Below are 25676 nucleotides of genomic sequence, written 5' to 3' on the forward strand. Positions count from 1 at the left end.
GCACGCTGGATGCTCACGCACAGTAATGATGGAAGGTTCTGGAATAACCCCTATGGGAGTACTCTCGCGTTCGCGCGGATCTAGCACGATCAACGCTCGCGTGCTGCGCATCGCACTGATTCCCAGCGTCGCGCTGATGATCGTCGGCATTGGACTGTCCGGCTACCTGGCGTTGCAAGGCCTCAACACCCGTACGTTCGCGGAGAACGTGCGGAAGTCACTTGAGCCTTCGACCCACTTCATCGCGACGGTGCAGGAGGAACGCAGGCTCAGCACGCTCAAAGTCGTCGACGGTCTCCGGCCCGGTGACGGGCTGCTCGCCGACCAACGCACCAAAGTGGATGGTGCGGTGCGCGAGATGACCGACGTCACCGCCGAACTGGCCGAGACCGCCCCGGACCAGCTAGCTGGTCCGCTGCAGGACCTAAAGGCCCTCACCGCGGAGCTGCCCGCGTTCCGGCAGCGCATCGACTCCGGCGGCGCGGACGCCGAGCAGGTCTACGAGTTCTACGGCGAGATGATCGAGCTGGTCGGCGCTGGCATCCAGGGTGTCGCCCGATCCGCGAGTGACGCCGAGGTCGGCTTCGAGCAGATGATCAGCTACGACCTGTTCCGCTCGACCGAAGCGCAGTCCCGCTCACACGCGCTGCTGCTGCGTGGCATCGCCCAGGGTCTCGACCTGGACGAGTTCCACGAGCTGGCGCACCAGATGGGTACCTACCACGAGATCGCGGAAACCATGTATCCGCGCATGACCCCCACCGAGCAGCAGCGCTACGACCAGATGAAGGAAGCGCGGTGGTGGGACACGGTCGTCTCCGGCGACAACAGCATCATGGCCCGCGGCCCCGGCCAGCACCCGGTGACATTCAACTTCAGGGCCTGGCAAAACGCGGCCGCGAAGCTGTCCGACGGACTGCGCGGGCTGTACGCGTCGCACTCCTCCCATGCCGCAGGACTCGGCGCCAACAGTGGTAACCAGCTCCTCACCACCTCACTCGCCGCTGGCGGGATCCTGTTGCTGGTCACCGCGACGTCGATGGTGGTCGCGCTGCGGTGGTCCAGGAAGCTCGCCCGCAGGCTGACCCGATTGCGGGACGACACCCTCGACCTCGCCGAGCACAGGATGCCGGAGGTAGTCGACCGGCTCAACCACGGTGAGCCAGTCGACATCGACACTGACGTGCCGTGGCTCGATCACGGTGATGACGAGATCGGTCAGGTCGCCACCGCCTTCAACCAGGCACAACGCCAGGCCATCGCCGCCACGGTGCGAGAGAATGAGATCCGGTCCGGTGTGCGGGCGGTGTTCCTCAACATCGCCCACCGCAACCAGGTCACCGCACACCGGCAGCTGCAGGTGCTCGATCAGGCCGAGCGCTCCCAGGAAGACCCGGAGCAACTGCAGCTCCTCTTCGAGCTCGACCATCTCGCCACCCAAGGCAGGCGCAACGCGGAAAGCCTGATCATCCTCGGCGGCAAACAGCCCGGCAGGCAGTGGCGCAAGCCGGTCGAACTGCGCGACGTGATCAACGGGGCGGTCGCCGAAACCGCCCAGTACACCAAGGTCAACATCAGCAAGGTCGCCGACGTCGCGGTGCGCGGCGACGCCGTCGCCGACATGATCCACCTGCTCGCCGAGCTGTTGGACAACGCGACGTCGTTCTCACCGCCACAGACCGACGTCGACGTGCGCTCTGCGATCGTTGGCAGAGGCGTCGTGATCGAGATCGAGGACCAGGGACTCGGCATGGACGCCGAGACGCTCGACGAGATCAACGCCATGCTGCGCACTCCGCCCGACTTCAGTGTGATGTCGCTGTCGGAGGAAGCCCGGATCGGGCTGTTCGTTGTCGCCCGGCTGGCCGCCAAGCACGACACCAAGGTCACGCTGCGGGAGTCGCTGTACGGCGGCATCAACGCGGTCGTGCTGATCCCAACCAAGACGCTCGCGTCCGAGACCATGCCAGCTCCCGCGCCAGAGGACGCCAGCGCCGAATTCGGTCCCGACTTCAGTACGGACTTCGGCGCCGACTCCGCGGGCGGAACGACCATCGGGCACGGTGCCGACGCTGGCCGCGGCTCGAGGCGCCACGCCGAGCCGGGCTTCGTTCCTGGCACGGGACGGGCGTACGACTCCGGCTACGCGCCCGCTCCTGGCGGGCACCCTGATCCCGACATCAACGACCGCGTGGTCCCGATGCCACCGCCGTCGCAGCGGCGCGCCAAGCCGGAACGCCTTCCCGAACCGAGGTTCGAGGACACCCAGAAGGACATCCCCGCGGTGCCGCCGGAGCACGACAACGGCATGGCACCCGCGAACGCGGGACCGCCGACCAACGGCAACGGTAGCCCGTCAACCCACACGGGCCGCCACGCCAGTGGCGGCAACGACACCATGCGGTTCTCCTCCCTGGGTTCGGCAGTCGGCAATGGCGCAGCAGGTTCGCCGGGCGCGTCCTCGCACACCGAGCAGTACACACCGCCAAGGCCGGGTCCCGCGGCGGGCAACGGCGACGGCGGGAACGGCAAGCCGCCGTTGCCGCAGCGCAGGCGGCGGGAGAGCCTCGCTCCGCAACTGCAGGCCGACACCGAGGAGTCCACCGAACCGGAACCGCCCGCGAAACCGGAACCACCTGACGAACAACCGGGTGACCCGAGCCCGGAGAGATTCCAGGCCACGATGTCGGCGTTCCAGCGCGGAACGCGACGGGCGCGCACCGACGACACGGATACCCCTCACCCACCACGCTGGCCCGGAGGCGAGACGTCATGACGGTCAATCTGTCACCGAAGGAGTCCAACTGGCTGCTCGATGATCTGCTGCGCCGAGCTACCGGCGCCAACCGCGCGGTACTGCTCTCCTCGGACGGCCTGCTCATGGGCAAGTCGCACGACATGTCCGTGGCGGACGCGGAACATCTGGCCGCGGTCGCGTCCGCGTTGCAGAGCCTCGCCAAAGGCACGGGGAAGTATTTCGACGGCGGCGCGGTCCACCAGACGGTCGTCGAACTGGAACGCGCCTTCCTCGTCGTCACGGAGGCGGGAACCGGCGCATGCATCGCCGTGCTCGCACAGGCGGACGCGGACCTCGGGTTGATCGCCTACGAGGTGAACCGCATGGTGGCGAGTGTCGGGAAGCACATGGCGACCGCGCCGCGCAACCCGGCCGCTGACTATGCGAGAAACTCCGAAGCATCATGAGCGGCGAAGACAGCGCCTGGTTCGACGAAGACGCTGGACCGCTCGCCCGCCCCTACACGTTCACCCGTGGCCGGACCCACGTCGCGCGCGATGACCTGAACATGATCACGCTCGTCGTCGCGCTACGCGGAAATCACGGCGGCGAGCTGGACCACGCCCATGAACGCATCCTCGAGTGCTGTCAGGACCCCATCTCGATCGCCGAGGTCGCCGCCGGCGCTGATCTACCACTCGGCGTCGTCAAAGTGTTGCTCAGCGACCTGATCGAGCAAAACTACGTCATTTTCCGGACCGGCTTGGCCAAGCACTCATCGGCTGCGAGCCCGGACACGCTGCAGAAGGTGCTGGATGGAATTCGCGAGCTCTGACCGCATGATTCGACCCGCGATCAACGCGACGGCGCTCAAGATACTGATCGCTGGCGGGTTCGGCGTCGGCAAGACCACGCTGGTCGGCTCGGTCAGTGAGATCGAGCCGCTGCGTACCGAGGAGCAGCTCACCGAGCGCGGCGCGGGCGTCGACGACATCACCGGCGTCGAGCGGAAGCGCACCACCACCGTCGCGCTCGACTTCGGCAGGATCACGATCAACCAGGAACTGATCCTGTACCTCTTCGGGACCCCCGGCCAGGACCGGTTCTGGTTCATGTGGGACGAGCTCGCCCAAGGAGCGCTCGGTGCGATCGTCCTCGCCGACACCCGGCGCCTCGCCAGTTGCTTCGCCGCGATCGACTTCTTCGAGGAACGTCACGTGCCGTTCGTCGTCGGGGTGAACTGCTTCGACGGCACCCAGATGTACACCGTCGACGAGGTACGCGCCGCCCTCGACGTCGACCCGTTCGTCCCGGTGCTGCTCTGCGACGTCAGACAGCGGGAGTCGACGAAGAAGGTGCTCACCACCCTGCTGGAGCACATCATGTCGCTCACGGGCCACGCGCAGCGCGCCGCCGCCGTGGACAACTGAGTCACCCACTCCGCGGACACCCTGCCTACGCAGGGCGGCTTGACTCGGCAGTTGATCATCCCTAGTATCACCGCGCCGATCGATAGTTGTCGCCCATACGGCGTAAAGGCTTGGTAACTTTGAACACCTGGGGTGGCTCTCGTTGACATCAGCTCATCGCCAGCAAGTCCACGTTCCCGGCGAGCGCGCGGGCGGGACGGCACAGGAGATCCTGTCTACGATTCCGCCTTCGCAGATAGCGGCTATCGTGCGGCCGGTCGCGGGACGAATGATCACTGAAATCGTCAAGGAAATCCGAGCGAGTGTGCCCGCGTATGGTCAACCACGCGACGACGAATTGACGCAGCTGCTCGTGGCATCGGTCGAACGCGCCGTGCGCCGACTCGTCGACGGAAAAGACACACCGCGTACCGATGGTCGCACCAACGAGGATTGGTTTCGACGAATCGGACGAATGGAATATTACGCGGGCCGCAGTATGGACGCGATGCAAACCGCCGTACGCATCGGCACCCGAGTGGCGTGGCGGCATTTGTGGCGAGCGGGCGCCGCCGCCGGGGTGCCGAGCAGCACCTTCAACACCCTCGCGGACGCGCTCTTTCACTACTCGGACGAACTGTCCGCGGCGGCCATCGCCGGACACAGCGAGGCGCAGGCGCGTGCGGACGGGACCGCCGAGCGGATCAGGCAGCGGCTGGTACGCATGATCCTGGCCGACCCACCGATCTCACCGCAGGCGATCGCGGATCTGGCAGCGGACGCAGGCTGGACAATGCCCGACTCCGTCGCTCTCGTCGCCGTCGACCAGCGCCCGGGACAGCGCCCGCTGCAGGCGAGCGCGTTCGGCCCTGACGTACTCGCCGACGCGGACCGCGCCGAGCCGTGTCTGGTGCTCGGCCAGCCCGAGCGTCACTTTTCCGAGCTGCGACGCACCCTGCGCGGCAGGCTTGCGGCAGTCGGCCCGCTGGTCCCGATCCCCCAGGCCGTCAAGTCGCTCGAGTGCGCACACAAGGCGCTCGAACTCGGACGTAAAGGCGTGCTGCCCAGCAGTGGCGTGATCGACTGCTCGGAGCATCTGCCCACCCTCGCGATACACGCCGACGAGTTCATCCTCAAGCAGCTGACTGAACGTGCGTTCCGACCGTTCGCCGATCTCACCACCCGACAACGCTCCCGGCTGTCCGAGACGTTGCGGGCGTGGCTCGACGCCGGCGGCGGCATCAGCGACGTCGCGGCCCGCCTCGACGTGCATCCGCAGACAGTCCGCTATCGCATGAACCAGATCACGAACCTGCTTGGTGGCACACTCGACAATCCGGACGAACGATTCCTTCTCGACATAGCGTTGCGGGCCGTCCACGTGCGCGGCTCCGACGGCTCGGACATTCGCTTGTGACGTCGCCCCGCACGTCACAAGCGGCCGTCAACCCATAAAAAAGTGGTTTTTGCTCGCGCCGCACAAAAACCAACCTTGCGTCACGAAATTATTCGTCACAATCCACAAGCCGACCGTGGCTAACACCCGGAAACGGAGCACAGGAAATGGGGGTACGTACCGGGCCGTACTTACCCATCGGTAATACTCGCGGTATGCGAAAAACATTCCACCGCAAAACTCCGGTGGTGCTGGCCGTGGCGGCGTTCGGCCTGCTTGCCACCGCGTGTGACTCCGGCGCGGGCGCCAACGAGGACACCCAGGCAGCGGACGCCCATTCGGGTCATGCCCTGAGCCATTCGGGCGCGCTGGAAACTCCTGCGAATGCCAGCGACGCCTTCACCTACAACCAGCGACTCGCACCGGTTGGCGCCGAGATGGCCATCGAGATGACGCCCACTGATAGCAGCACGACGTTTTCGCTCGAGGTCAGCGGAATGCTTCCCAACCGGGGCTACGCCGCACACGCGCACACCGACAAATGCGGACCGAACCCTGACGCGTCCGGCGGGCACTACCAGCACCAGACCGCCCCTGAGAACGGGGCGAACACGCCCGATCCCAAGTACGTCAACCCGGAGAACGAGTTCTGGCTGGATCTGAACACCGACGCCGACGGTAACGGCCGTTCCGAGGTCACGCTCGACTTCGAGGTCACCGACTGGGACCGACCAAGGTCGGTTGTCGTGCACTCCGCCCAGAAGACGTCGGCCGCACCAGGCAACGCCGGTGCCTCGGGCGACCGGATCGCTTGTCTTTCCCTGCCACACTCGCACTAACACCGCACACGAGGGCCCGTCACCTCACGGTGGCGGGCCCTCGCTGTTCGTGGACCTCGTAGCGCCGCGTCAGCCTCCCGCACGGACGTCGGATTCGATTCCTAGCTGTTCGCCGCTGGTGACCTTGCTCCGCCAGAGCCGCACCGCGGTCGCCGTCCCGCGCTCGACGATGAACCACACCGCGACGCCGAGCGCGATGCCGGCCGCCGTCACCACCAGCCGCGACGCGATGGCGAGCATGCCGGGCAACAGAACGTAGTGCGTGAGGTAGATGTAGAGCGAAGCGCTGGCGATCAGCCCGATCGGTGCGACCAGGACACGGGGAACCCGCAGCCGAGGGACGAACAGCACCAGCACCAGTCCGACGAGGACGATGCCCTCACGGGCGAGGTCGTCGAAGAATCCGGGGACGGTCACCAGCGCCGCGGCCACGACGACGAGCTGCTGCGGCCACGTACGCGCACGGAACACCAGCCAGCCCAATGCGAAGAACCACAGCATCGCGTGGGTGGTCAGCGCCCAGTCGAAGAAGTGCGCCATGTCGCCGACGAACAGCCGCCCGGTCAGCGACACCGCCAATACCACCAGCGGCATCAGGAACGGGTGGCGCCGCTCGAACCGCCGCACGGCCGGGATCGCGAACAGCAGGCTCAGCAGCAGCAACGTCTGCACCAGCACCTCGACGAACCAATACCCGTTGGCCGGCGACGTGCCGAGGTAGTTGTGGACGAGCAGGACATTCGCCCATCCGACGTCCTCGGTCACCGCTGCCCGCCACGCCAGCCACGCCACGCTGGGTACGGCGATGCGGGCGGCGCTGCGGAGGATGGCGCGGGGCGTCGTGAAGGGCTCCTTTCTTGCGTCAGATGCGATAAGGAAGCCCTTCGCCGCACCTGCCCCCAGGACGAACCGGGCGAAACTCCACCCGGCGAGCATCAGCAGCAGATGGGCCCCGCCGAGGATGTGGAACAAGCCGACGTGACCGCTGACGACGAGCACGATGGCGATCGCGCGCAGAATGATGTTGGTCTCGACGACGGCGAACGCCCGGCGCCGCGGCCGGTGCCGCTCCAGTTCCGCCACTGGTAGCGACGGCCAGTCGGCAGGAAGCTCGCCGAGCAGCTTCTCCAGGGCGACGGACGCACGCACGTAGGACAGTGAGTCCCCGCCGAGGGTGACGAAACTGTCGCCGTCGCGGATGTCTCCAGGCGTGTAGTGCGGCAGGACCGACGCGAAAATTTCCCGCACCCCCGCGGCGGGTGGTGGGTCCTCGGATTGGACGTCGGAGGCTGCCAGGCTGGCGGAGAGTGCCGCGTAGTCGACCTTCCCGGACGCCAATCTGGGCACCTCGCCAACGACGCCCACCCGTACCGACGCGGCGGGCAATCCGAGCGCCGCGGTGACGAGGTCAGTCACCGGGGCGACATCGTCGTCCGTGGATACCGCGACGAGCACCCGCTCGTCCTCACCGGTGCAGTGCGCGACGATCCCCTGCTCGGCGCACAGCCGCTCGACACGGTCCAGGTCGATGCGTAGGCCGTAGACCTTGACGAACCGGCTGGCACGCCCGGTGATGACGTAGAGCCCGTCCGGGGTGCGGCGCGCGAGGTCACCGGTCGCCAGCGCCGTGACGGTCCTGCCCTCGGCGAGGTCTTCCGGGTGTTCGGCGTAGCCGAGCATCACGTTCGGGCCCCGGTAGATCAGCTCGCCCTGATCACCGCCGTCCGACACGAAGGCGAGTTCGAAGTCGCCGCCGGGGATGGCGACGCCGATGGCATCGGGATGGCGTTCGGCCTGTTCGGGTGGCAGGTACGCCATGCGGGCGGTGGCTTCAGTCTGGCCGTACATGACGAACAGCCGCCAGCCGTCGCGTCGCCCGAGGCGGGCGAACTCTCGTACCCGCTCGGGTGCGAGCTTGCCGCCTGCCTGGGTGACATACCGCAAGCTCGGCAAGTCCATCTCCGCGAAATCCGCGCGGTCAAGCAGGTCAAACGTGTAGGGCACACCGTGCAGACTGGTGCAGCCGTGCTCGCGAAACAGCGCCCAGAACTCCGGCTCGATCACCGACGCGTCGGTCAGCACAAGGCCCGCGCCGCGCAGCAGGTTGCTGTTGATCACTGACAGCCCGTAGCAGTATTGCATCGGCAGCGAGGTAATCGGCCGATCGGTCGGCTCGATCTCCAGGTATCGCGCGATTGACTCGGCGTTGGCCTGCACGTTGCGCGCCGAAAGCCGCACCAGCTTGGGCGAACCGGTGGAGCCGGACGTCGACAGCAGCAGTGCGAGCGAGGGATGCAGCGTATGGGCGGTGCCGACGCGGCGCTCGGTGAACTTCTCGTCGATGACGACATCGGGGTCGTAGCTGGCGATCAGTTCCTCGCGGTACGCGGCGTCGTGCGCGCTGGCCAGCAGCACGGGGTGTCCGCCGGACAGCGCCGCCAGATAAGCCACGATCGGATCGACGTCGTTGGCGGCGGCGACCAGCACTAGCCTGCGCGTGGTGCCGAGCCTGGCGCGCATCGCCGCGACCCTGTCGGCGAGCTCACGATATGTCAGGCGCTGCCCGTGCGCGTCGATGAGCGCGGTGCGCTCGCCGTGCTGGGCCAAGCTCGTCGCGAACGGAACACCAGCGACGCCGCGGTCCTCCACCGTCCGGTGCGGTGCGGCATCGACCGACATGGGCCACCTCGTCATAGCGGAGCTTAGGCTTCGCTAAGCAAGCATAGGCTAACCAATCCGGATAACCTAGTCCTGTGGCGCAGACGACGCATGTCGGGCCGCGACCGCATTGGCATCGGATCTTTCTGGTTCGTTTGCTTGACCTTGGAGCGCGCTCCCAGGTTTACCGTCGATAGCGTGACGACGAAGACAGCACCGGGCCTGCGCGTGGCCGAACTGGCCGCCCGTGTCGGGGTCCGGCCGGACACGATCAGGTACTACGAGCGCGCAGGGCTACTCGCTCCACCGCCGCGCACGCCGTCCGGCTACCGCCTCTACCCCACCGAGACGGTGGAGCGGGTCGGCTTCATTCAAGGCTGTCAACGGCTCGGGCTGCGACTGCGGGAGATCGCCGACCTCCTCAGCGTGCGCGATACCGGCGTATGTCCGTGCGAGCCCGCCGAAGGGTTGCTGCGCAGGCGCATTGACGACATCGACGACGAGCTGGCACGGCTCACCGCGTTGCGGGCCGAGCTGGCCGAGACGCTCGCCGGACTGCCGAGCGGGCGGTGCCCCGACGTCAGTCCCGGCGAATGGTGTCCACCCGATGACTCGAACGACCAATCGGAAGGGAGGTGTGAGTGATGCGCGACACGAACCCGCTGCTCAACGGTGGCGACGACTGCTGCGAGGACTGCGAGAACTGCTGCTGAACCGGCCGGGTTCGTGGCGATCTGAGGCCACTGGCAACGCTGCGACACCACGGACCCGTCGGAGCATGTAGAAATTTCTTCGGATCCGAGGGTGATCCTCTCCGGGGCGTCGTGGTTCGCCCCGCACGGGATCAGCGAGAAGGGCTCCGACAGTCAGAAGCTGCCGGAGCCCTTGTCGCGCCCGTACCGCCTCAGCGGCCCGTGCCGCCTGCCCGTACCATCGTGATCGGCAGGCGATACATGGGTGAGGTTCTTCATGTCAGACGATGAGCTGGACATCCATCTGCGCAGGTTGGGGCTTGGCCGCGAGGATGTCCGGCTGTATCAGTGGCTACTCGGTACTGGCCCCGCCACGCACAGCGCGATCGCCAGCGCGCTCGACCTGTCCGAAGCGGACACCGCGGCCGCGGTGGAGAGTCTGACCAAAGCAGGGCTTGTCGCGACAACGGACGTCGACACCATCGCGCCGATCGAGCCAAGCACCGGTCTGCAACGGCTCGCGCGGGCGCGGGAATCCGAGCTGCGCGCCGCCGAACTCGCCGCCACGAACGCCTACCGGCAGTTCCGCCGTTCGGTGTGGCAGCAATCGCCGGACGATCTGGTCGAGGTGATCACCGCACCCTACGTCGCGGAGCGGGTACACCTGGAGGAATCCGCCGCCACCAAGGAGGTGCTGCGGTTCGACTCGCCGCCGTACACCACGCAGCGAGGCCCGAACGACCTCGAGGTGGAGAATCTGGGGCGCGGCGTGTCGTACCGCTGCGTGTACGCCCGCGCGGCGGTGCGGCAGCCGGACTACTATGCCGAGAACATCCAGCCCTGTATCGCCGCCGGTGAGCAGGCGCGGGTGCTGCCGGATGTGCCGGTCAAACTCAGCATCTATGACGGCCGCCTCGCGCTGGTGTCGCTGTCGGACGCGGAGATGGAGATCAGTCGATCCAGCCTGCTGATCCGGCAGTCCAGCCTGCTCGACGCGCTGATCGGGCTGTTCGAGAGCTCCTGGCGCGCGGCGCTGCCGATGCACCTTGGCACCAAGGAGCCGTCCTCGCTGCGGCCGATCGAACGCAAGATCATCGAACTGCTCGCGAGCGGCATCACCGATCACGCGATCGCGGAACTGCTTGGTATCAGCCGTCGCACGCTGTCGCGGAACCTGGAGAGCTTGACCACTCGCGCTGGAGTGGTAAACCGCTTCCAGCTGGCCGTCTACGCCTGCCGGAACGGCTGGATCTGAAGACGTCCTCGCGCCTGCTCAGGAGTGTGAGTCATTATGGTCGCGTCAACAACCGCAACGACTCACAGTCCGCCCCGGCTGAGACCTCGTTCGACCTGGTCGGCGACGCGACCGGGGTGGTGACGCACGGCGTAGGAGGCGAACTGCAACAGTCGTCTACCGTCGATGCTCAGCTCGTTGTGCCGGTCGAGATCCGCGTCCCAGTTGCGAATCTCCAGGTGCGGAAGGCCGTGGATCTCTACCGAGAGGTCGTAGGTGTCCCAGTCGGCATCGAGGTAGTATCGGCCGTCCGGTCTGCGCAGCCGCCGCTGACGTACCGGCGCCGGTAAGCGACGGCCACGAAGAATCTGGGCGAACTCCCGTTCTGGCAGTGAGTGGACCCCACCCTCGGCATCATCGATAGTCTCGGCGATCAGCGCGCGATGGGAGCAGGTGGCACGACGCGCCAGTGCCGCGCGCAACTTCTCGGGCACAGTAAGCGCCTGCTGCACAGCCGCCAACACGGGCACGCGCGCTGCCTTCGCGCTCACGGCGTTGGTGCTCATGTCCAGGATGCTGCGCTCGATCCGCGTACGTCGCGGACTCCGTTCCGGGTGCACGTCGTCGTCGCCGAGATGCCGCGACTGGAGCACGACGACACCGCCGCGCTGGGGCTTGCGTCGTCCATACGGGACGACGATCCACGGCCGCCGCGATTCCAGGCCGAGCAGACCGTCGAGTTGCGCGGCAGTCGGTCCGGCGAGCGCTGAACCCGGCGGTGCGGCCAGCAAGCACACCCACAGCTCCTGTTCCCAGGTCAGCGGGCCATTGTGCGTGACAAGCACACCATGGTGCGGCCGCTGCCACCGGCCAGCAGCGACCCGCGCACGAACCTGTCCGCGACTCATGCAGGCCAGCGCTTGCGCGACCGTCACCACCCCGCACTGGACGTCGAAAGGGCTCATCCCAGCAACGATCCAGGAGCGGCCGACCGCGCGGGCCGTTATCGCAAATCTGTGGACAACTCGGGCTCGGCGCGTTCTTGGTGGGATTGCTGTCCACAGCGCGGAGCGAGTGTGAGTCATTCTGGTCGTTGGCGCGACCACAATGACTCACACTCGGCGCGGGGTGAGTTTCGAGCAGGCCGAGCGCTACGACGACATCGTGGCGGCGCCCAGCTCCGCCTCCAACATCGACGTCCACTGCGCGACGATACGGGCGCGACGGGCGGTGTCGTCGGAAAGCAGGTTCGCCAGCCCGAGCCCGCGCGCGAGGTCCAGCGTCGCCTGGACCGTCTCGCGCACGCCAGGCACGGACTCATCGACGTCGAGCAGGCTCACCGCCATCCGGTGCGCCTCCCGACCCACCTGCCGCTCCAACGGCTTGATCACCGCACCCAGCGGCTCGTCCGTGGACGCGGCCACCCACAGGTGCAGCGCGGCGCGGAACGACGGCCCGGTGTAGAGGTTGAGCAGCATCTCCACCACGGCACGACGTCGAGTGCCGTCGGTGGGCAACGCCGCCACCTGCTCCGCCAGCTCTTCGAGCTGCACCTCGGAGACGTAGTTGACGGCGGCGTTGATCAGGTCCTCACGGGTCGGGAAGTGGTGCTGTGCCGCGCCGCGCGACACCCCGGCCCGCTCGGCGACGACCACCACGGTGGTGCGGGTCCAGCCCAGCTCGGTCAGGCACTCGACGGCGGCCTCCAGCAACCGCCGCCGCGTCTGCCTGCTCCGATCCTGCTGCGGCTGCCGCACCGACGTCATACTCAGCGGCTCCCCTCGACCCACAGGTCCGGCGAGAGGTCTTCCTCTCGCTCGCACAGCCGGTACTGCGCGAAGTCGGTGACGCCCGCGGCGGCCAGCACCTCATCGTCGATGAAGAACTGCCCGCTCGTCTCCTTGCTGGGCTTGGTGACGATCGCGTGCGCCGCGTCCGCCATGATCCGCGGCGTACGCGACGTGTTCGCGAGTTCCGCGCCGACGACGTTGCGGATCGCCGCGGTGTCGATCGTGGTCCGGGGCCACAGCGAGTTCGCCGCGATGCCGTCGCCGCGCAGTTCCTCGGACAGTCCGAGCGTCACCAGGCTCATGCCGTACTTCGCGATCGTGTAGCCGGTGCCGATGCGGCCGAACCACTTCGGGTCGAGGCTGATCGGCGGCGACAACGTCAGGATGTGCGGGTTGTCGGAGTGCCGCAGATGCGGGATCGACAGCTTCGACAGCAGGAATGAGCCACGCGTGTTGATGTCGAGCATCAGGTCGTAGCTCTTCATCTTGATGTGCTCGGTCGGTGACAGGTCGATCGCGCTGGCGTTGTTGACGACGACGTCGATGCCGCCGAACCGCGCGACGGTGTCTTCGACCGCCTTGGCGACGGACTCGTCGTCGCGGATGTCACCAACGATCGGCAGCGCCTGCCCGCCTGCTTCTTCCACGGCTTTCGCGGCGGTGTAGATCGTGCCGGGCAGCTTCGGGTGCGGCTCGGCCGTCTTGGCGATCATGGCGACGTTGGCGCCGTCGGCGGCGGCGCGCAGGGCGATCGCCTCACCGATGCCCCTGCTGCCGCCCGACATGATGAGCGTCTTGCCCGCGAGCGATGTCATGGATGACTCCTTAGTACGACTTCGGCAGGTCAAGGCTATGCTGCGCCACGAAGTTCAGGATCATCTCCCTGCTCACCGGCGCGATTCGCCCGACCCGCACGGCCGCGATCATCGCACCCAGGCCGTACTCGGTGGCGAGCCCGTTGCCACCGTGGGTGTGCACCGCCTGGTCAACGGCGTGCACAGCGGCTTCGGCGGCGGCGTACTTGGCCATGTTGGCTGCCTCGCCCGCGCCCATGTCGTCGCCGGCTTCGTAGAGCGCGGCCGCCTTCTGCGTCATCAGCTTCGCTAGCTCGATCTCCACCTTGATCTGCGCGAGCGGGTGCGCGATGCCCTGGTGGGAGCCGATCGGCGCACCCCACACGTTGCGCGTCTTGGCGTACTCGGTGGCCTTGTTCAGCGCCAATCGCGCCAGGCCGAGCGAGAACGCCGCGCCCATGATGCGTTCCGGGTTGAGCCCGGCGAACAGCTGCAGCAGCGCGGTGTCGGTGCTCTCCCCGACCAGCGCGTTCTTGGGCAGCCTGAGGTTGTCGAAGAAGAGCGTGAACTGCTTGTCGGCGGAGACGATGTCCATCGGGATGTGCTGGGCCTCGAAGCCGGGCGCGTCGGTGGGCACGATGAACAACGCGGGCTTCAGCTTGCCGGTCCTCGCGTCTTCGGTGCGGCCGACCACCAGCACGGCTTCCGCCTCATCGACGCCGGAGATGAACACCTTCTGGCCGTTGAGGACCCAGTCGTCACCGTCCTGCCGCGCGGTGGTGGTGATCTTGTGCGAGTTGGAACCCGCGTCGGGCTCGGTGATGGCGAACGCCATCCGTAGCTCGCCGGTGGCGAACCGGGGCAGCCAGTGCTGCTTCTGCTCGTCGGTGCCGTAGCGGGCGATGACCGTGCCGCAGATCGCGGGCGAGACGACCATCAGCAGCAGCGGCGTCCCCGCGGCGCACAGCTCCTCGCAGACGGCGGCGAGGTCACCGATGCCGCCGCCACCGCCGCCGTATTCCTCCGGCACGGCGACGCCCATGTAGCCGAGCTTGCCGGCTTCGTCCCAGACCTCGGTGGTGTGGCCACCTTCGCGGGCCACCTTGAGGTAGTACTCGTGGCCGTACTTGCTGCCGAAGTCATACACCGCCTTGCGCAGCGCCTGGCGTTCTTCGGTCTCGGTGAAGTTGTTCATGCGTTAGCCCTCCTCGGCGTGCACGACGGCGAGCACGGTGCCGACGTCGACCTGTTGTCCCTGGCTGACCGGTAGTTCGGCGACGACGCCGTCAGCCGGTGCGCTGATCTGGTGTTCCATCTTCATCGCCTCGAGCCACAGCAGCGGTTGTCCTGACTGGACGGTGTCGCCCTGCGCCACGGCGACCCGCAGCACCGAGCCGGGCATCGGCGCGAGCAGCGACCCGGCGGGCACGGCGGCGTCCGGGTCGGTGTAGCGCGGCAGTCTGCGCAGGCTGACCGGCCCGAGTGGTGAGTCGACGCAGGTGAGGTCGCCGTAGCGGGCGACGTCGAAGGTGCGCCGCACCCCGGCGACGGTGAGCACGACCCGGTCCGGTGTGGACGACACCAGCTCGACGTCGTCGTAGCCCGCCGCGGTGAGTCCGGTGCGCGTGATGCGGTAGTCGACGTCGACGGTGTCCTCACCGACGCGGTAGCTCTTGCGCTGCCGCTGCGAGGGGACGTTGCGCCAGCCGCTCGGCAGTCCCGCGAGGACCTTCGCCTGCGCCCGGTTGGCTGCGGCCTCCGCGAGCGCCGCCGCCAACGCGCTGAGCTGGCGCGCGCGGTCGTCGGCCAGCGGTGTGGCCAACGTGTCGAGGCCGTGGCGCTCGAAGAACGCGGTGTCGGTCTCCCCCGCCAGGAACGCCGGGTGCCGCAACACGGTGACCAATAGGTCCCGGTTGGTCACGAGGCCGTGGATCTTGCTGCCCGCCAGCGCCGCCGCGAGCGCCCTCGCGGCCTCCCCGCGCGTGGGTGCCATCGCGATGACCTTGGCCAGCATTGGGTCGTAGTGCACCCCGACGACCGAGCCGCTCTCGAACCCGGAGTCGAGCCGGATGCCGCCGCGCGGTGGGATGCGGAACTCCGTAGCGACGCGCGGGACGTCGAGCGCGTGGATGGTGCCGCTCTGCGGCTGCCAGGCATGGGCAGGGTCCTCGGCGTAGAGACGCACCTCGATGGCGTGTCCGTGCTGGGCAGGCGGCTCCGGTGGCAGACGGTCGGACTCCGCGATCCGCAGTTGCAGCCCGACCAGGTCGAGGCCAGTGACACACTCGGTGACCGGGTGTTCGACCTGGAGGCGGGTGTTCATCTCGAGGAAGAAGAACTCGCCGTCGTCGGTCGCCAGGAACTCGACCGTGCCGGCGCCGACGTAGCCGATGGCCTTGGCGGCGGCGCGAGCGGCGTCGAAGAGTTGCTGCCGCATCGCGTCGTCCACCAGCGGCGACGGCGCTTCCTCGATGACCTTCTGGTGGCGGCGCTGGATGGAGCACTCGCGCTCGCCAACCGCCCAGATGGTGCCGTGCTCGTCGGCAAGCACCTGCACCTCGATGTGACGTCCGGTGGGTAGGTAGCGCTCGCAGAACACCGTGGCATCGCCGAACGCGGACCCCGCCTCGGCGGAAGCGGCCTTCACAGCGTCATCCAGCGCGTTGAGGTCGTGGACCACGCGCATGCCGCGCCCACCACCACCGGCGGACGCCTTGACCAGCACCGGGAGTTGGTCCTCGGTGATCTCGGCGGGGTCCAGTTCGGACAGCACCGGTACACCGGCGTCCGCCATGATGCGCTTGGCCTCGACCTTGGACCCCATCGAGGCGATCGCGGCGGGTGGTGGTCCGATCCACGTGAGTCCGGCATCGACGACGGCCCGCGCGAAGTCGGCGTTCTCAGACAGGAAGCCGTAGCCGGGGTGAATGGCGTCCGCGCCCGCCTGCCGCGCGGCCTCGATAATGAGGTCTCCCCGCAGGTATGTCTCGGCGGGCGTGTTGCCCGGCAGCCGGACCGCGGCGTCGGCCTCGCGGGTGTGCGGCAGATCGGCGTCCGCGTCCGAGTACACGGCGACGGTGCCGATCCCGGCGTCCGCGCAGCTGCGGAACACGCGGCGCGCGATCTCACCCCGGTTGGCCACCAGCACGGAGTTGATCATTGGGTTACATGCGGAAGACGCCATAGCCCCTCGCTCCTTCGACTGGTCCGTTGTGGATCGCGGACAGGCTCATGCCGAGCACGGTGCGGGTGTCGCGGGGGTCGATGATGCCGTCGTCGTAGAGCATCCCCGAGAGGAACGTCGGCACCGACTCCGCTTCGATCTGGCCCTCGACCATGGCGCGCATCGCGGCGTCCTGGTCCTCGTCGTAGGCCTGTCCCCTGCTCTCGGCGGACGCCCGCGCGACGATCGAGAGCACCCCGGCGAGCTGCTGACCACCCATCACGGCGGACTTCGCACTCGGCCACGCGAACAGGAACCTCGGGTCGTACGCGCGCCCGCACATGCCGTAGTGGCCCGCGCCGTACGACGCGCCCATGAGCACCGAGATGTGCGGCACCGTCGAGTTCGACACCGCGTTGATCATCATCGCGCCATGCTTGATGATGCCGTTCTGCTCGTAGTTCTTGCCGACCATGTAGCCGGTGGTGTTGTGCAGGAACAGCAACGGCGTGTCTGACTGGTTCGCCAACTGAATGAACTGCGTGGCTTTCTGTGATTCCTCGCTGAACAGCACGCCACGCGCGTTGGCGAGGATGCCGACCGGGTAGCCGTGGATGTCCGCCCACCCGGTGACCAGGCTCGATCCGTACAGCGGCTTGAACTCGTCGAAGTCAGAGCCGTCCACGACGCGGGCGATGACCTCGCGCGGATCGAACGGCACCTTCAGGTCGGTGGGCACGATGCCGAGCAGATCCTCGGCGTCGTAACGCGGCTCGGAGTAGGACGGCTTCGGCGACGGCCCCTTCTTGTTCCAGTTGAGCCGCTTGATGATGCTGCGGCCGAGCCTGATCGCGTCCTCCTCGTCCACCGCGAGATAGTCCGCGAGGCCAGAAGTCCTGGCGTGCATTTCCGCGCCGCCCAACGACTCGTCGTCCGATTCCTCTCCGGTGGCCATCTTGACCAGCGGTGGACCGCCCAGGAACACCTTCGCCTGTTCCTTGACCATGACGACGTAGTCCGACATGCCAGGCAGGTACGCGCCGCCTGCTGTCGAGTTGCCGAACACCAGCGCCACGGTGGGCACTCGCTCCTTCGACGCGCGGGTCAGGTCACGGAAGGTGCGGCCGCCCGGGATGAAGATCTCCTTCTGCGTCGGCAGGTCAGCGCCGCCCGACTCGACCAGGTTGATCGTCGGTAGCCGGTTCTGCGCGGCGATGTCGGCGGCGCGGAAGCCCTTCTTGACGCTCCATGGGTTCATCGACCCGCCTTTGACCGTCGGGTCGCTGGCGATGATCATGCACTCGACGCCTTCCACGACGCCGATGCCGGTGACCATGCTCGCCCCGACCTTGTAGTCCGAGCCCCACGCCGCGAGTGGCGACAGCTCCAGGAACGGTGAGTCCTCGTCGATCAGCAGCTCGATACGTTCCCGCGCGAGCAGTTTGCCGCGTTTGCGGTGCCGTTCGGTGTACTTCTCGCCACCGCCCTCGATGGCCTTGGCGTGTTCGGTTTCCAGCTCGTCGAGCTTGGTCAGCATCGCATCGCGGTACTCCGCGAAGTCCTCTGCCGCCGGATCGACGCTGGTGCGCAGTGCCGTCATGCTGCCTCCGATGATTCCGGCGCTTCAGTTCGGGCCCGCGAGCGGCCCTCACGCCTGCGAGCAGTCCCAAAGCCCAATGATTCGGACCCGCGAGCAGTCCTCATGAGTACCCCAACAACTTCGCCGCGAGACCGTTCATGATCTCGTTCGTGCCGCCACCGATGCCCAGGATCCGCATGTCCCGGTACTGACGCTCCACTTCGGACTCGGTCATGTAGCCGAGCCCGCCGTGCAGCTGGACCGCCTCGTTGGCGACCCACTCGCCCGCCTCGACGGCGGTGTTCTTCGCGAACGCCACCTGCGTCAGCACGTTCTCGCCCGCGATGTACCGGCGTGCCAGGTCGCGGGTGTAGACCCGGGCGACATCGGTGCGCCGCGCCATTTCGGTGAGTTTGTGCTGCACCAGTTGCCGCGAGATCAGTGGCCGTCCGAACGTCTCCCTGTCACGACACCACGCCACGGTCACGTCGAGACACCGCTGCGCCGCCGCGTAGGCCTGCACCGCGAGGCTGAGCCGTTCGCTCACGAAGTTCTGCGCGATCTGGACGAAGCCGGTGTTCTCCTCACCGACCAGGTTCGACGCGGGCACCCGGCAGTCGGCGAACGACAGCTCGGCGGTGTCCGAGCAGCGCCACCCCATCTTGTCCAGCTTGCGTGACACCGTGAAGCCCGGCGTGTCCCGCTCGATCACTAGCAACGACACGCCATGTGCTCCCGGCCCGCCTGTGCGCACCGCCGTCGTCACGAAGTCCGCCCGGCAGCCGGAGGTGATGAACGTCTTGGCGCCGTTGACGACGTAGTCATCGCCGTCGCGCTTGGCGGTGGTGCGGATACCAGCGACGTCGGAGCCGCCATCCGGTTCGGTGATCGCCAGCGAGCCGATCGTCTCCCCGGCGAGCGTGGGCCGTACCCAGCGGTCGATCTGCGCCGGGTCGTTCGCGGTCGCGATGTGCGGCAGCGCGATGCCGTGCGTGAACAGTGACGCGATCAGGCCACCGGACGCGCCCGCGTAGATCATCTCCTCGGCCACGACCAGCGCGTCGATCGCGTCGCCACCACCGCCGCCGTGTTCTTCCGGGAACGCCAGCCCCAGCAGCCCGATCTCGGCCGCCTTGCGGTGCAGGTCGCGCGGCAGCTCGCCCTCGCGCTCCCAGTCGTCCTGGTGCGGCAGGATCTGCTCACGGGTGAACCGCCGCACGGTCTCCCGCAACGCCATGCGTTCCGGCGTCTCGAACAAGTCGGTCACAGAAGTTCCTCCGGGATGTCGATGTGGCGGGACCGCAGCCACTCGCCGAGGCCCTTGGCCTGCGGGTCGAACCGGGCCTGGGACGCGACACCCTGGCCGAGGATGTCGTCGATGACGAAGTTCAGTGCCAACAGGTTGCCGAACACGTGCCGCGTGACCGGCAGCTCGGCGGTCTCCGGCAGCAGCCGCCGCAGCTCGTCGACGGTGAGCGTGTGCACCAGCCAGCGCCAGGCCTGCTCGGAGCGCACCCAGACGCCGAGATTGGCACTGCCGCCCTTGTCACCGCTGCGTGCGCCAGCGATCGTGCCCAGTGGGACGCGGCGCGTCGGTCCGACTGCCAGCGGCTCAGGCAGCGCGGGTTCCGCAACCTCGGTGAGTTGCTGCGTGCGTGCCGCCGGGGCGATGTCGGTGCGGGTTCCGTCCGGTGCTACCGCCACGTGCGGCACCGCCTTGGCGTCCACGAACGCCGCCCGGTACACGCCGTACGGCGAGGCGTCCGACGGCGGCGCGGTGACGGTGAAGCCTGGGTAGCTGGCCAGCGCCAGCTCGATCGCCGCGCCACTGAACGGCCTGCCGATCTTGGCGGCGTCGGTGTCCTTGACCGCGCACTGCAACAGCGCGCTGGCCCGCTGCTCGGTTGGCGCGTCCTCGACGTCCGTGCGCGCCAGGGTCCAGTCGATCTCGGCAGGCGGATTGTCCGCGAGGGCCGCGTGCACCTGACGTTTGATCAGCTCGGCTTTAGCCTCGATATCGAGTCCGGTGAGCACGAACATCACGGCGTTGCGGAACCCGCCGAGGGTATTCAGGCACACTTTCAGATCCGGAGGTGGCGGCTCACCGCGCACTTCGGAGATCCTGACGCGGTCGGGGCCGTCCTCGGCGAGTTGGATCGTGTCGAACCGCGCGGTGACGTCCGGTCCGGCGTAGCGCGGGCCCGCGATTTCGTACAGCAGTTGCGCGGTGACCGTGCCGAGGCTTACCGCGCCGCCCGTGCCGTCGTGCTTGGTGATGACGCTGCTGCCGTCCGCAGCGATTTCCGCGATCGGGAAGCCAGGCCGGTCGAGTGAGTCCAACTCGGTGAAGAACGCGTAGTTGCCGCCCGTTGCCTGCGCACCGCACTCGATGACGTGGCCCGCGACGACCGCGCCCGCGAGCGCGTCGTAGTCCTCCGGGCTCCAGCCGTAGTGGGCGGCAGCGGGTCCGACGACCAGCGACGCGTCGGTGACCCGGCCGGTCACGACGACGTTCGCGCCGCCGCGCAAGCACTCAACGATCCCCCACGCGCCGAGATAGGCGTTGGCGGTCAGCGGCTGGCCGAGGTCCAGTTCCTCGGCGCGAGACCGCAGGTCATCGCCCTCGACGTGCGCGATCCTGGCGTCGACGTCCAGTTCAGTGGCCAGCTCCCGCAGCGCGTGCGCGAGCCCGGCCGGGTTGAGCCCGCCAGCGTTGACGACGACTTTCACGTCTTTCTCGACGGCGAGCGCTAGGTTCTCCCGCATCTGCCGCAGGAACGTCTTGGCGTAGCCGCGGTTCGGGTCCTTCATGAGGTCGCGGCCAAGGATGAGCATGGTCAGTTCGGCGAGGTAGTCGCCGGTGAGGTAGTCCAGCTCACCGCCGGTGAGCATCTCGTTGACGGCGGCGAAGCGGTCGCCGTAGAAGCCGGAGGCGTTGCCGATGCGGATCACGACGCACCCCCACCGTGCTGTGGTTCCCTGCCGCCGCCAGGCGGACCCGCGAAGGCCTGCGCGATGCTAAGCCACGTGTCCGCATCGCTGCCCTCGGTGGTCAGGGTGGTGTCGTCGCGATGCCTGCGCTGCGTGACCAGTAGGCAGAACTCCAGCGCGTCGCCGGTGACCCGCTGGGTGGCGTCGTCGGGTCCCCAGGTCCAGATGTCGCCGTCCGGGCCGGTCAGCTCGACGCGGAACGGCTCGGACGGGGCCGGCCTGCCGTTGACGGCGTAGGCGAAGTCTCGAGTGCGCACGCCGATGTGGGCGACGTGCCGGAGCCGGGCGGCGGGCTGGCGAGTCAGGCCGAGCGTGTCATAGACGTCCTGGCCGTGCGCCCAGGTCTCCATGATGCGCGCGGTGGCCATGGACGCCGGACTCATCGGCGGCCCGAACCACGGCACCTTGGTGCCGTCGGGCACGCTGGCCAGCGCGTCGCTCAACTCGGCCCGGACCTGCCGCCACGCGGCCAGCAGCTCGGCCGGGTCACGTCGCGCCCCGGCTGCCGCGGCGTCGTCGACCAGCGTCTGTGGGTCGGCCTCGGCGGCGACTCGCTCCAACTCGCTGACGAAGACGTCCGGCTTGCTCGCGGCGAGCAGCGCCTGCTCATCAGTCCAGGCGAGATGGGCGATTTGGTGCGCGATGGTCCAGCCGGCAGCCGGGGTGTCGAGCCTCCACTGCTGATCGGACAACCCGGCCACGACCTGGTCCAGTTCTTCGCTCTCGGCCGCCAGATCGGCGAGGACAGCCGACAGTTCGACCATGCGGTCCTCCTGCTTCATTGCCTGGACGCATCCTGCGCTTGTTCGCTCACCCTGGCACTCGGACAAGAAAAAAGCAAGCATGCGTGCTTGTTTTGGACCAGTCGCGCAGCACCGGGACGGTGAACTCACCTACAACGCGACGTCGCCCACCCAGCTGCTCCCTCTTGACGCGCGGCCAACAACGGGGAACGGTGAGCTGTACATGCGTATAGCGCACCTCTTGGGAGGACTCGATGCCGAACGAACTCGTGACCGGCCTCCGCGAACGCGTCCCGACGCTGACCTCGGTGCCACTCCCCCGCGCCGTCGACAACAAGGTGCTCAACAAGACCTGGCCATCGGAACCGTTCGCCGAACCACCATCCGGCAGCGGCCTCAAACCGGTGCCCGGCGACTTCGGCATGCCGTTCGTCGGACACAGCCTGGAGTACATGCGTTACGGGCTCGATTTCGCCCTGCGTCGCTACGAGCGCTACGGCCCGGTGTCGTGGTCGGGCATTCTCGGTGAGCGGATGGTCAACCTGGTCGGCCCGGACGCCGCGCAGCAGGTGCTCGCCAACGGCGACAAGGCGTTCTCCCAGGAGGGCTGGCATTTCTTCATCGACCGGTTCTTCCACCGGGGCCTGATGCTGCTCGACTTCGACGAGCACAAGTTCCACCGCAGGATCATGCAGCAGGCGTTCACCCGCCCTCGCATGGCCGGATACGCCGACCACGTCGCCGCCGCCGTGCGAGAAGGTATGCGTGACTGGCCCACGGGCCAACGACTGCGGATGTACTGGCGGCTCAAGCGACTCACTCTCGACATCGCCGCACGAGTGTTCATGGACGCGCAGCCCGGTGGGCAGACCGAGCGCCTCAACCGCGCGTTCGTCGACACGGTGCGCGCGAGCACCGCCGTCGTCCGCTACCCGGTGCCGTTCGGCCGGTGGTCGGCGGGCCTGCGCGGCAGGCGGCTACTTGAGGACTACTTCACCGAGCGGCTACCCGCGAAACGCGCCAGTGACGGCTCTGACCTGTTCACCGCGCTGTGCCATGCCACGACCGAGGACGGCGAGCGCTTCGACGACGCCGACGTCGTCAACCACATGATCTTCTTGATGATGGCCGCGCACGACACGTCCACGATCACCAGCACCGCCGCGTTGTACTACCTCGGCAAGCACCCCGAGTGGCAGGAACGGGTCCGGGAGGAGTCACTCGCCTTGGGCGACGACCTGCCCGATCTCGCCGCGCTGGAGTCACTGCACTCGCTCGACCTGGTGATCAAGGAGGCCCTGCGCCTCATCGCCCCGGTGCCCAGCCTGCCGCGCAAGACCGTCAAGGACGTCGACGTCCTCGGGCACTACATACCAGCGGGGTCTTTCGTCGGCCTGTCACCGATGGTGACGCACTTCCTGCCCGAGTACTGGACTCACCCGATGCGGTTCGATCCGGAGCGCTTCGCCGAGCACCGCAGGGAGGACAAGTCGCATCGGTTCGCCTGGGTTCCCTTCGGAGGGGGTGCTCACAAATGTATCGGGATGCAATTCGGCACCATCGAAGTGAAAGCCCTACTACACGAATTGGTGCGAACCTACCGTTGGAAACTGCCGGAAAAGTACGAATCTCGGTGGGATTATGTCGCATTGCCGGTACCGGTGGACGGCCTTCCAGTGCATCTGCACAGGATTTCCCGCGAAACCACATAATGTAACCGGTAATAGCTCAAGGTCACTCTATCGGCCGGTAGACACGTCACACGGTTCATGGTGATTTAGCAAGGGTTCGCTCTCCGCCATACTCACTGTTGGCTCTGTCCGGCCTGCCCACCCCGACTGGGCCGCACGCGCAGCGGTTCAATCGGCAACACCCCGACGAGGTGCACCTTGAACGACCCGTGTGCTCCGCTTGACACGCGAAGCGCGGCCAGCGATCGGTTCGTCGCCCTCTTCTCCCACGCTCCCGTCGGTATCGCGCTGCTCGATGCCGACGGCGGCATCGTGAGCGCCAATCCCGCGCTCGGCACTTTGCTCGGTATCGCGCCCGAAGCGTTGGCTGACACGAAATTCACCAGCTACGTCACGAGCAAACCCGATGCCGCCGCACTGGACGCGTTGCTCGGGAGCTATTTCGGCACCGACCCCGCCGAGCCGACCCGGTTCGAGACCGCGTTGGAACAAACCGACGACGGCGACATGCGCGCCAGACTCACGCTCAGTTCGCTGCCCGCCGACCAAGCGGGCATGTCCTACCCGGTCGTAATGGTCGAAGACGTCACGGATCTGAACCTGCTGCATGAGCGGTTGCGGCATCAGAACCTGCACGACCCACTGACCGGGCTGCCCAACGGAACGAGCTTCCACGGTCAGCTCGAGTCGGCCATGGTCGATACGTCGCGCGCTGTCGTGGCGCTGGTCCTGCTCGACATCGACGGCTTCCGCGTGATCAATGACGGTCTTGGTTCCGAGGCTGGCGACAAGATCCTCAAAGGGGTCGCGACCACTTTGCGTCAGGTGTTCGACGGCGTAGACGAGAACGTCGCCAGGCTGACCGGGGACGGCTTCGGCGTGCTGCTCAAGGGCGACCTCACACCGCAACACGTCATCAAGCGCGTCGAGCACGCGTTCGACCGGCTCGCCGAGCCGATCTACTTCGGTGACACCGGTGTCGGCATCAGCGCCAGCGCGGGCATCGTATTGCGCGCTCCCGGCGGCGCGTCGGACAGGGACATGCTGCGCGCCGCCGAGGTCACGCTGCACCGCGCGAAGGAAGCGGGCAGAGCGAGATGGATGTTGTTCGAGACCGACCTCGACACCGAGGACCGGCGTCGCTACCGGCTCGGCGCTGGTGTCGCGGGCGGTCTGGAACGCGGCGAATTCGAGGTGCACTACCAGCCGACCGTGCGCCTGGACGGGTCACGGGTCGTGCCGGTGGTCAACGCCATGCTGTACTGGAACCATCCCACAGAGGGCCGCCTTGACTGCGACGACTTCGTGCCGTTGGCAGACGCGACAGGCATGACCGTCCGCATTGGCACGTGGATGCTCGACCAGGCACTCAAGGACTACGCCGAGTGGCGGCGGCATGCGGGAGACCGCGCGCCAGACCTGTGCGTGCGGCCCCCTCGACGACTCGCGATCGACGACGACCTAGTGAAGATCGTCCGCTCCCAGCTCGACAAGCACGACGTCCCGTCGACGGCCCTACGGCTGTGCGCGGACGGCGGAACCCTTGTCGACGCCCGAGGCGAGGTCCATGACTCGCTGAGCGTGCTCAACGAGATCGGCGTCAAGCTGGTGCTAGCGGTCTCGGCGGCGGCCGATCTCGAACTGATCCGTCGCAACGACATGCCGGTGGACTACGTGTCCCTGAACGGGCAGATCGTCGATGCGCTGCTGGACGCGGTCGAGTCCGGGTCGACGCAGTACGAGCACCTGGCACACCTGGTCCGCAGCGCGCAGCAGCTCGGAGTGCGGATCGGCGCGGCAGGCGTGCGCACCGAGGAGCAGGCCAACGCGCTCGCGGGCATGGGCGTGGTGGCGGCCCGGGGCCGGTTCTTCCGTGGCCCGCTGCCCGCCGAGGATCTGGCCGAGCTGATCAACGCGAACTGACCGCGGCGAAGCCGTGCCGCGCCCACCCAGTACGCCG

The 25676-nt window shown here is 67.5% G+C and carries 20 protein-coding genes; 10 read left to right on the plus strand and 10 right to left on the minus strand.

Annotated elements, in window-relative coordinates; translation table 11 throughout:
- Positions 1-100 precede the first annotated feature (100 nt).
- The 6 genes from ACFQGD_RS18775 to ACFQGD_RS18800 all read left to right on the plus strand — a co-directional run bounded on the left by ACFQGD_RS18775 (position 101) and on the right by ACFQGD_RS18800 (position 6381).
- Positions 101-2776: a sensor histidine kinase gene (locus ACFQGD_RS18775; RefSeq protein ID WP_345402926.1), complete on the plus strand. Its 2676-nt coding sequence runs from the start codon at positions 101-103 to the stop codon at positions 2774-2776.
- Complete coding sequence (locus ACFQGD_RS18780) at positions 2773-3204, plus strand: roadblock/LC7 domain-containing protein (protein ID WP_345402923.1); 432 nt, start codon at positions 2773-2775, stop codon at positions 3202-3204. The genes ACFQGD_RS18775 and ACFQGD_RS18780 overlap by 4 nt, the downstream gene beginning before the upstream one ends.
- Complete coding sequence (locus ACFQGD_RS18785; protein ID WP_345402920.1) at positions 3201-3572, plus strand: DUF742 domain-containing protein; 372 nt, start codon at positions 3201-3203, stop codon at positions 3570-3572. Before ACFQGD_RS18780 ends, ACFQGD_RS18785 begins: the two co-directional genes overlap by 4 nt.
- A complete protein-coding gene (locus tag ACFQGD_RS18790; RefSeq protein ID WP_345402917.1) occupies positions 3553-4167 on the plus strand; it encodes a GTP-binding protein in 615 nt (204 codons plus the stop codon). Before ACFQGD_RS18785 ends, ACFQGD_RS18790 begins: the two co-directional genes overlap by 20 nt.
- Before the next feature lie 142 nt (positions 4168-4309).
- On the plus strand, positions 4310-5563 hold the full coding sequence (locus tag ACFQGD_RS18795; protein WP_465261639.1) for a PucR family transcriptional regulator: 1254 nt from the start codon (positions 4310-4312) through the stop codon (positions 5561-5563).
- Between the two features lie 194 nt (positions 5564-5757).
- Positions 5758-6381, plus strand: coding sequence for a superoxide dismutase family protein (locus tag ACFQGD_RS18800; protein ID WP_345402912.1), 624 nt, complete (start codon positions 5758-5760; stop codon positions 6379-6381).
- Positions 6382-6450: 69 nt separating this feature from the next.
- Here the strand turns inward: ACFQGD_RS18800 and ACFQGD_RS18805 are convergent, their stop codons facing one another.
- Positions 6451-9060: an AMP-binding protein gene (locus ACFQGD_RS18805; RefSeq protein WP_345402910.1), complete on the minus strand. Its 2610-nt coding sequence runs from the start codon at positions 9058-9060 to the stop codon at positions 6451-6453.
- A 177-nt stretch (positions 9061-9237) separates the two neighbouring features.
- On the opposite strand from ACFQGD_RS18805, the gene ACFQGD_RS18810 reads away from it, so the two are divergent.
- Positions 9238-9684, plus strand: a complete 447-nt coding sequence (locus ACFQGD_RS18810; RefSeq protein WP_345402908.1) for a heavy metal-responsive transcriptional regulator — start codon at positions 9238-9240, stop codon at positions 9682-9684.
- 324 nt (positions 9685-10008) lie between these two features.
- The gene (locus ACFQGD_RS18815; RefSeq protein WP_345402905.1) at positions 10009-10986 is read left to right on the plus strand and encodes a helix-turn-helix transcriptional regulator; all 978 of its coding nucleotides are present in this window, start codon (positions 10009-10011) and stop codon (positions 10984-10986) included.
- Between the two features lie 62 nt (positions 10987-11048).
- On the opposite strand, the gene ACFQGD_RS18820 is transcribed toward ACFQGD_RS18815, so the two are convergent.
- The 9 genes from ACFQGD_RS18820 to ACFQGD_RS18860 all read right to left on the minus strand — a co-directional run bounded on the left by ACFQGD_RS18820 (position 11049) and on the right by ACFQGD_RS18860 (position 22046).
- Positions 11049-11930: a hypothetical protein gene (locus ACFQGD_RS18820; RefSeq protein ID WP_345402902.1), complete on the minus strand. Its 882-nt coding sequence runs from the start codon at positions 11928-11930 to the stop codon at positions 11049-11051.
- A 186-nt stretch (positions 11931-12116) separates the two neighbouring features.
- On the minus strand, positions 12117-12731 hold the full coding sequence (locus tag ACFQGD_RS18825) for a TetR/AcrR family transcriptional regulator (protein ID WP_345402899.1): 615 nt from the start codon (positions 12729-12731) through the stop codon (positions 12117-12119).
- A gap of 2 nt (positions 12732-12733) precedes the next feature.
- Complete coding sequence (locus ACFQGD_RS18830; protein ID WP_345402896.1) at positions 12734-13570, minus strand: SDR family oxidoreductase; 837 nt, start codon at positions 13568-13570, stop codon at positions 12734-12736.
- Between the two features lie 10 nt (positions 13571-13580).
- Positions 13581-14744 (minus strand): acyl-CoA dehydrogenase family protein, encoded by a 1164-nt coding sequence (locus ACFQGD_RS18835; RefSeq protein WP_345402893.1) that lies wholly within the window; start codon positions 14742-14744, stop codon positions 13581-13583.
- Between the two features lie 3 nt (positions 14745-14747).
- Complete coding sequence (locus tag ACFQGD_RS18840; protein ID WP_345402975.1) at positions 14748-16709, minus strand: acetyl/propionyl/methylcrotonyl-CoA carboxylase subunit alpha; 1962 nt, start codon at positions 16707-16709, stop codon at positions 14748-14750.
- A gap of 4 nt (positions 16710-16713) precedes the next feature.
- Positions 16714-18312: an acyl-CoA carboxylase subunit beta gene (locus ACFQGD_RS18845; RefSeq protein WP_345402890.1), complete on the minus strand. Its 1599-nt coding sequence runs from the start codon at positions 18310-18312 to the stop codon at positions 16714-16716.
- Between the two features lie 100 nt (positions 18313-18412).
- The gene (locus ACFQGD_RS18850) at positions 18413-19558 is read right to left on the minus strand and encodes an acyl-CoA dehydrogenase family protein (protein ID WP_345402887.1); all 1146 of its coding nucleotides are present in this window, start codon (positions 19556-19558) and stop codon (positions 18413-18415) included.
- Positions 19555-21243, minus strand: coding sequence for an acyclic terpene utilization AtuA family protein (locus ACFQGD_RS18855; protein WP_345402884.1), 1689 nt, complete (start codon positions 21241-21243; stop codon positions 19555-19557). The genes ACFQGD_RS18850 and ACFQGD_RS18855 overlap by 4 nt, the downstream gene beginning before the upstream one ends.
- Positions 21240-22046: a TIGR03084 family metal-binding protein gene (locus ACFQGD_RS18860; RefSeq protein WP_345402882.1), complete on the minus strand. Its 807-nt coding sequence runs from the start codon at positions 22044-22046 to the stop codon at positions 21240-21242. The genes ACFQGD_RS18855 and ACFQGD_RS18860 overlap by 4 nt, the downstream gene beginning before the upstream one ends.
- Positions 22047-22279: 233 nt before the next feature.
- On the opposite strand from ACFQGD_RS18860, the gene ACFQGD_RS18865 reads away from it, so the two are divergent.
- On the plus strand, positions 22280-23737 hold the full coding sequence (locus ACFQGD_RS18865; protein ID WP_345402879.1) for a cytochrome P450: 1458 nt from the start codon (positions 22280-22282) through the stop codon (positions 23735-23737).
- 177 nt (positions 23738-23914) lie between these two features.
- Positions 23915-25639 carry an EAL domain-containing protein gene (locus tag ACFQGD_RS18870; RefSeq protein WP_345402876.1) on the plus strand — a complete coding sequence of 575 codons (1725 nt, stop codon included), beginning with the start codon at positions 23915-23917 and terminating at the stop codon, positions 25637-25639.
- Positions 25640-25676: the final 37 nt, after the last annotated feature.

The sequence above is a fragment of the Haloechinothrix salitolerans genome (genome assembly GCF_042662605.1).
GTDB lineage: Bacteria > Actinomycetota > Actinomycetes > Mycobacteriales > Pseudonocardiaceae > Haloechinothrix_A > Haloechinothrix_A salitolerans.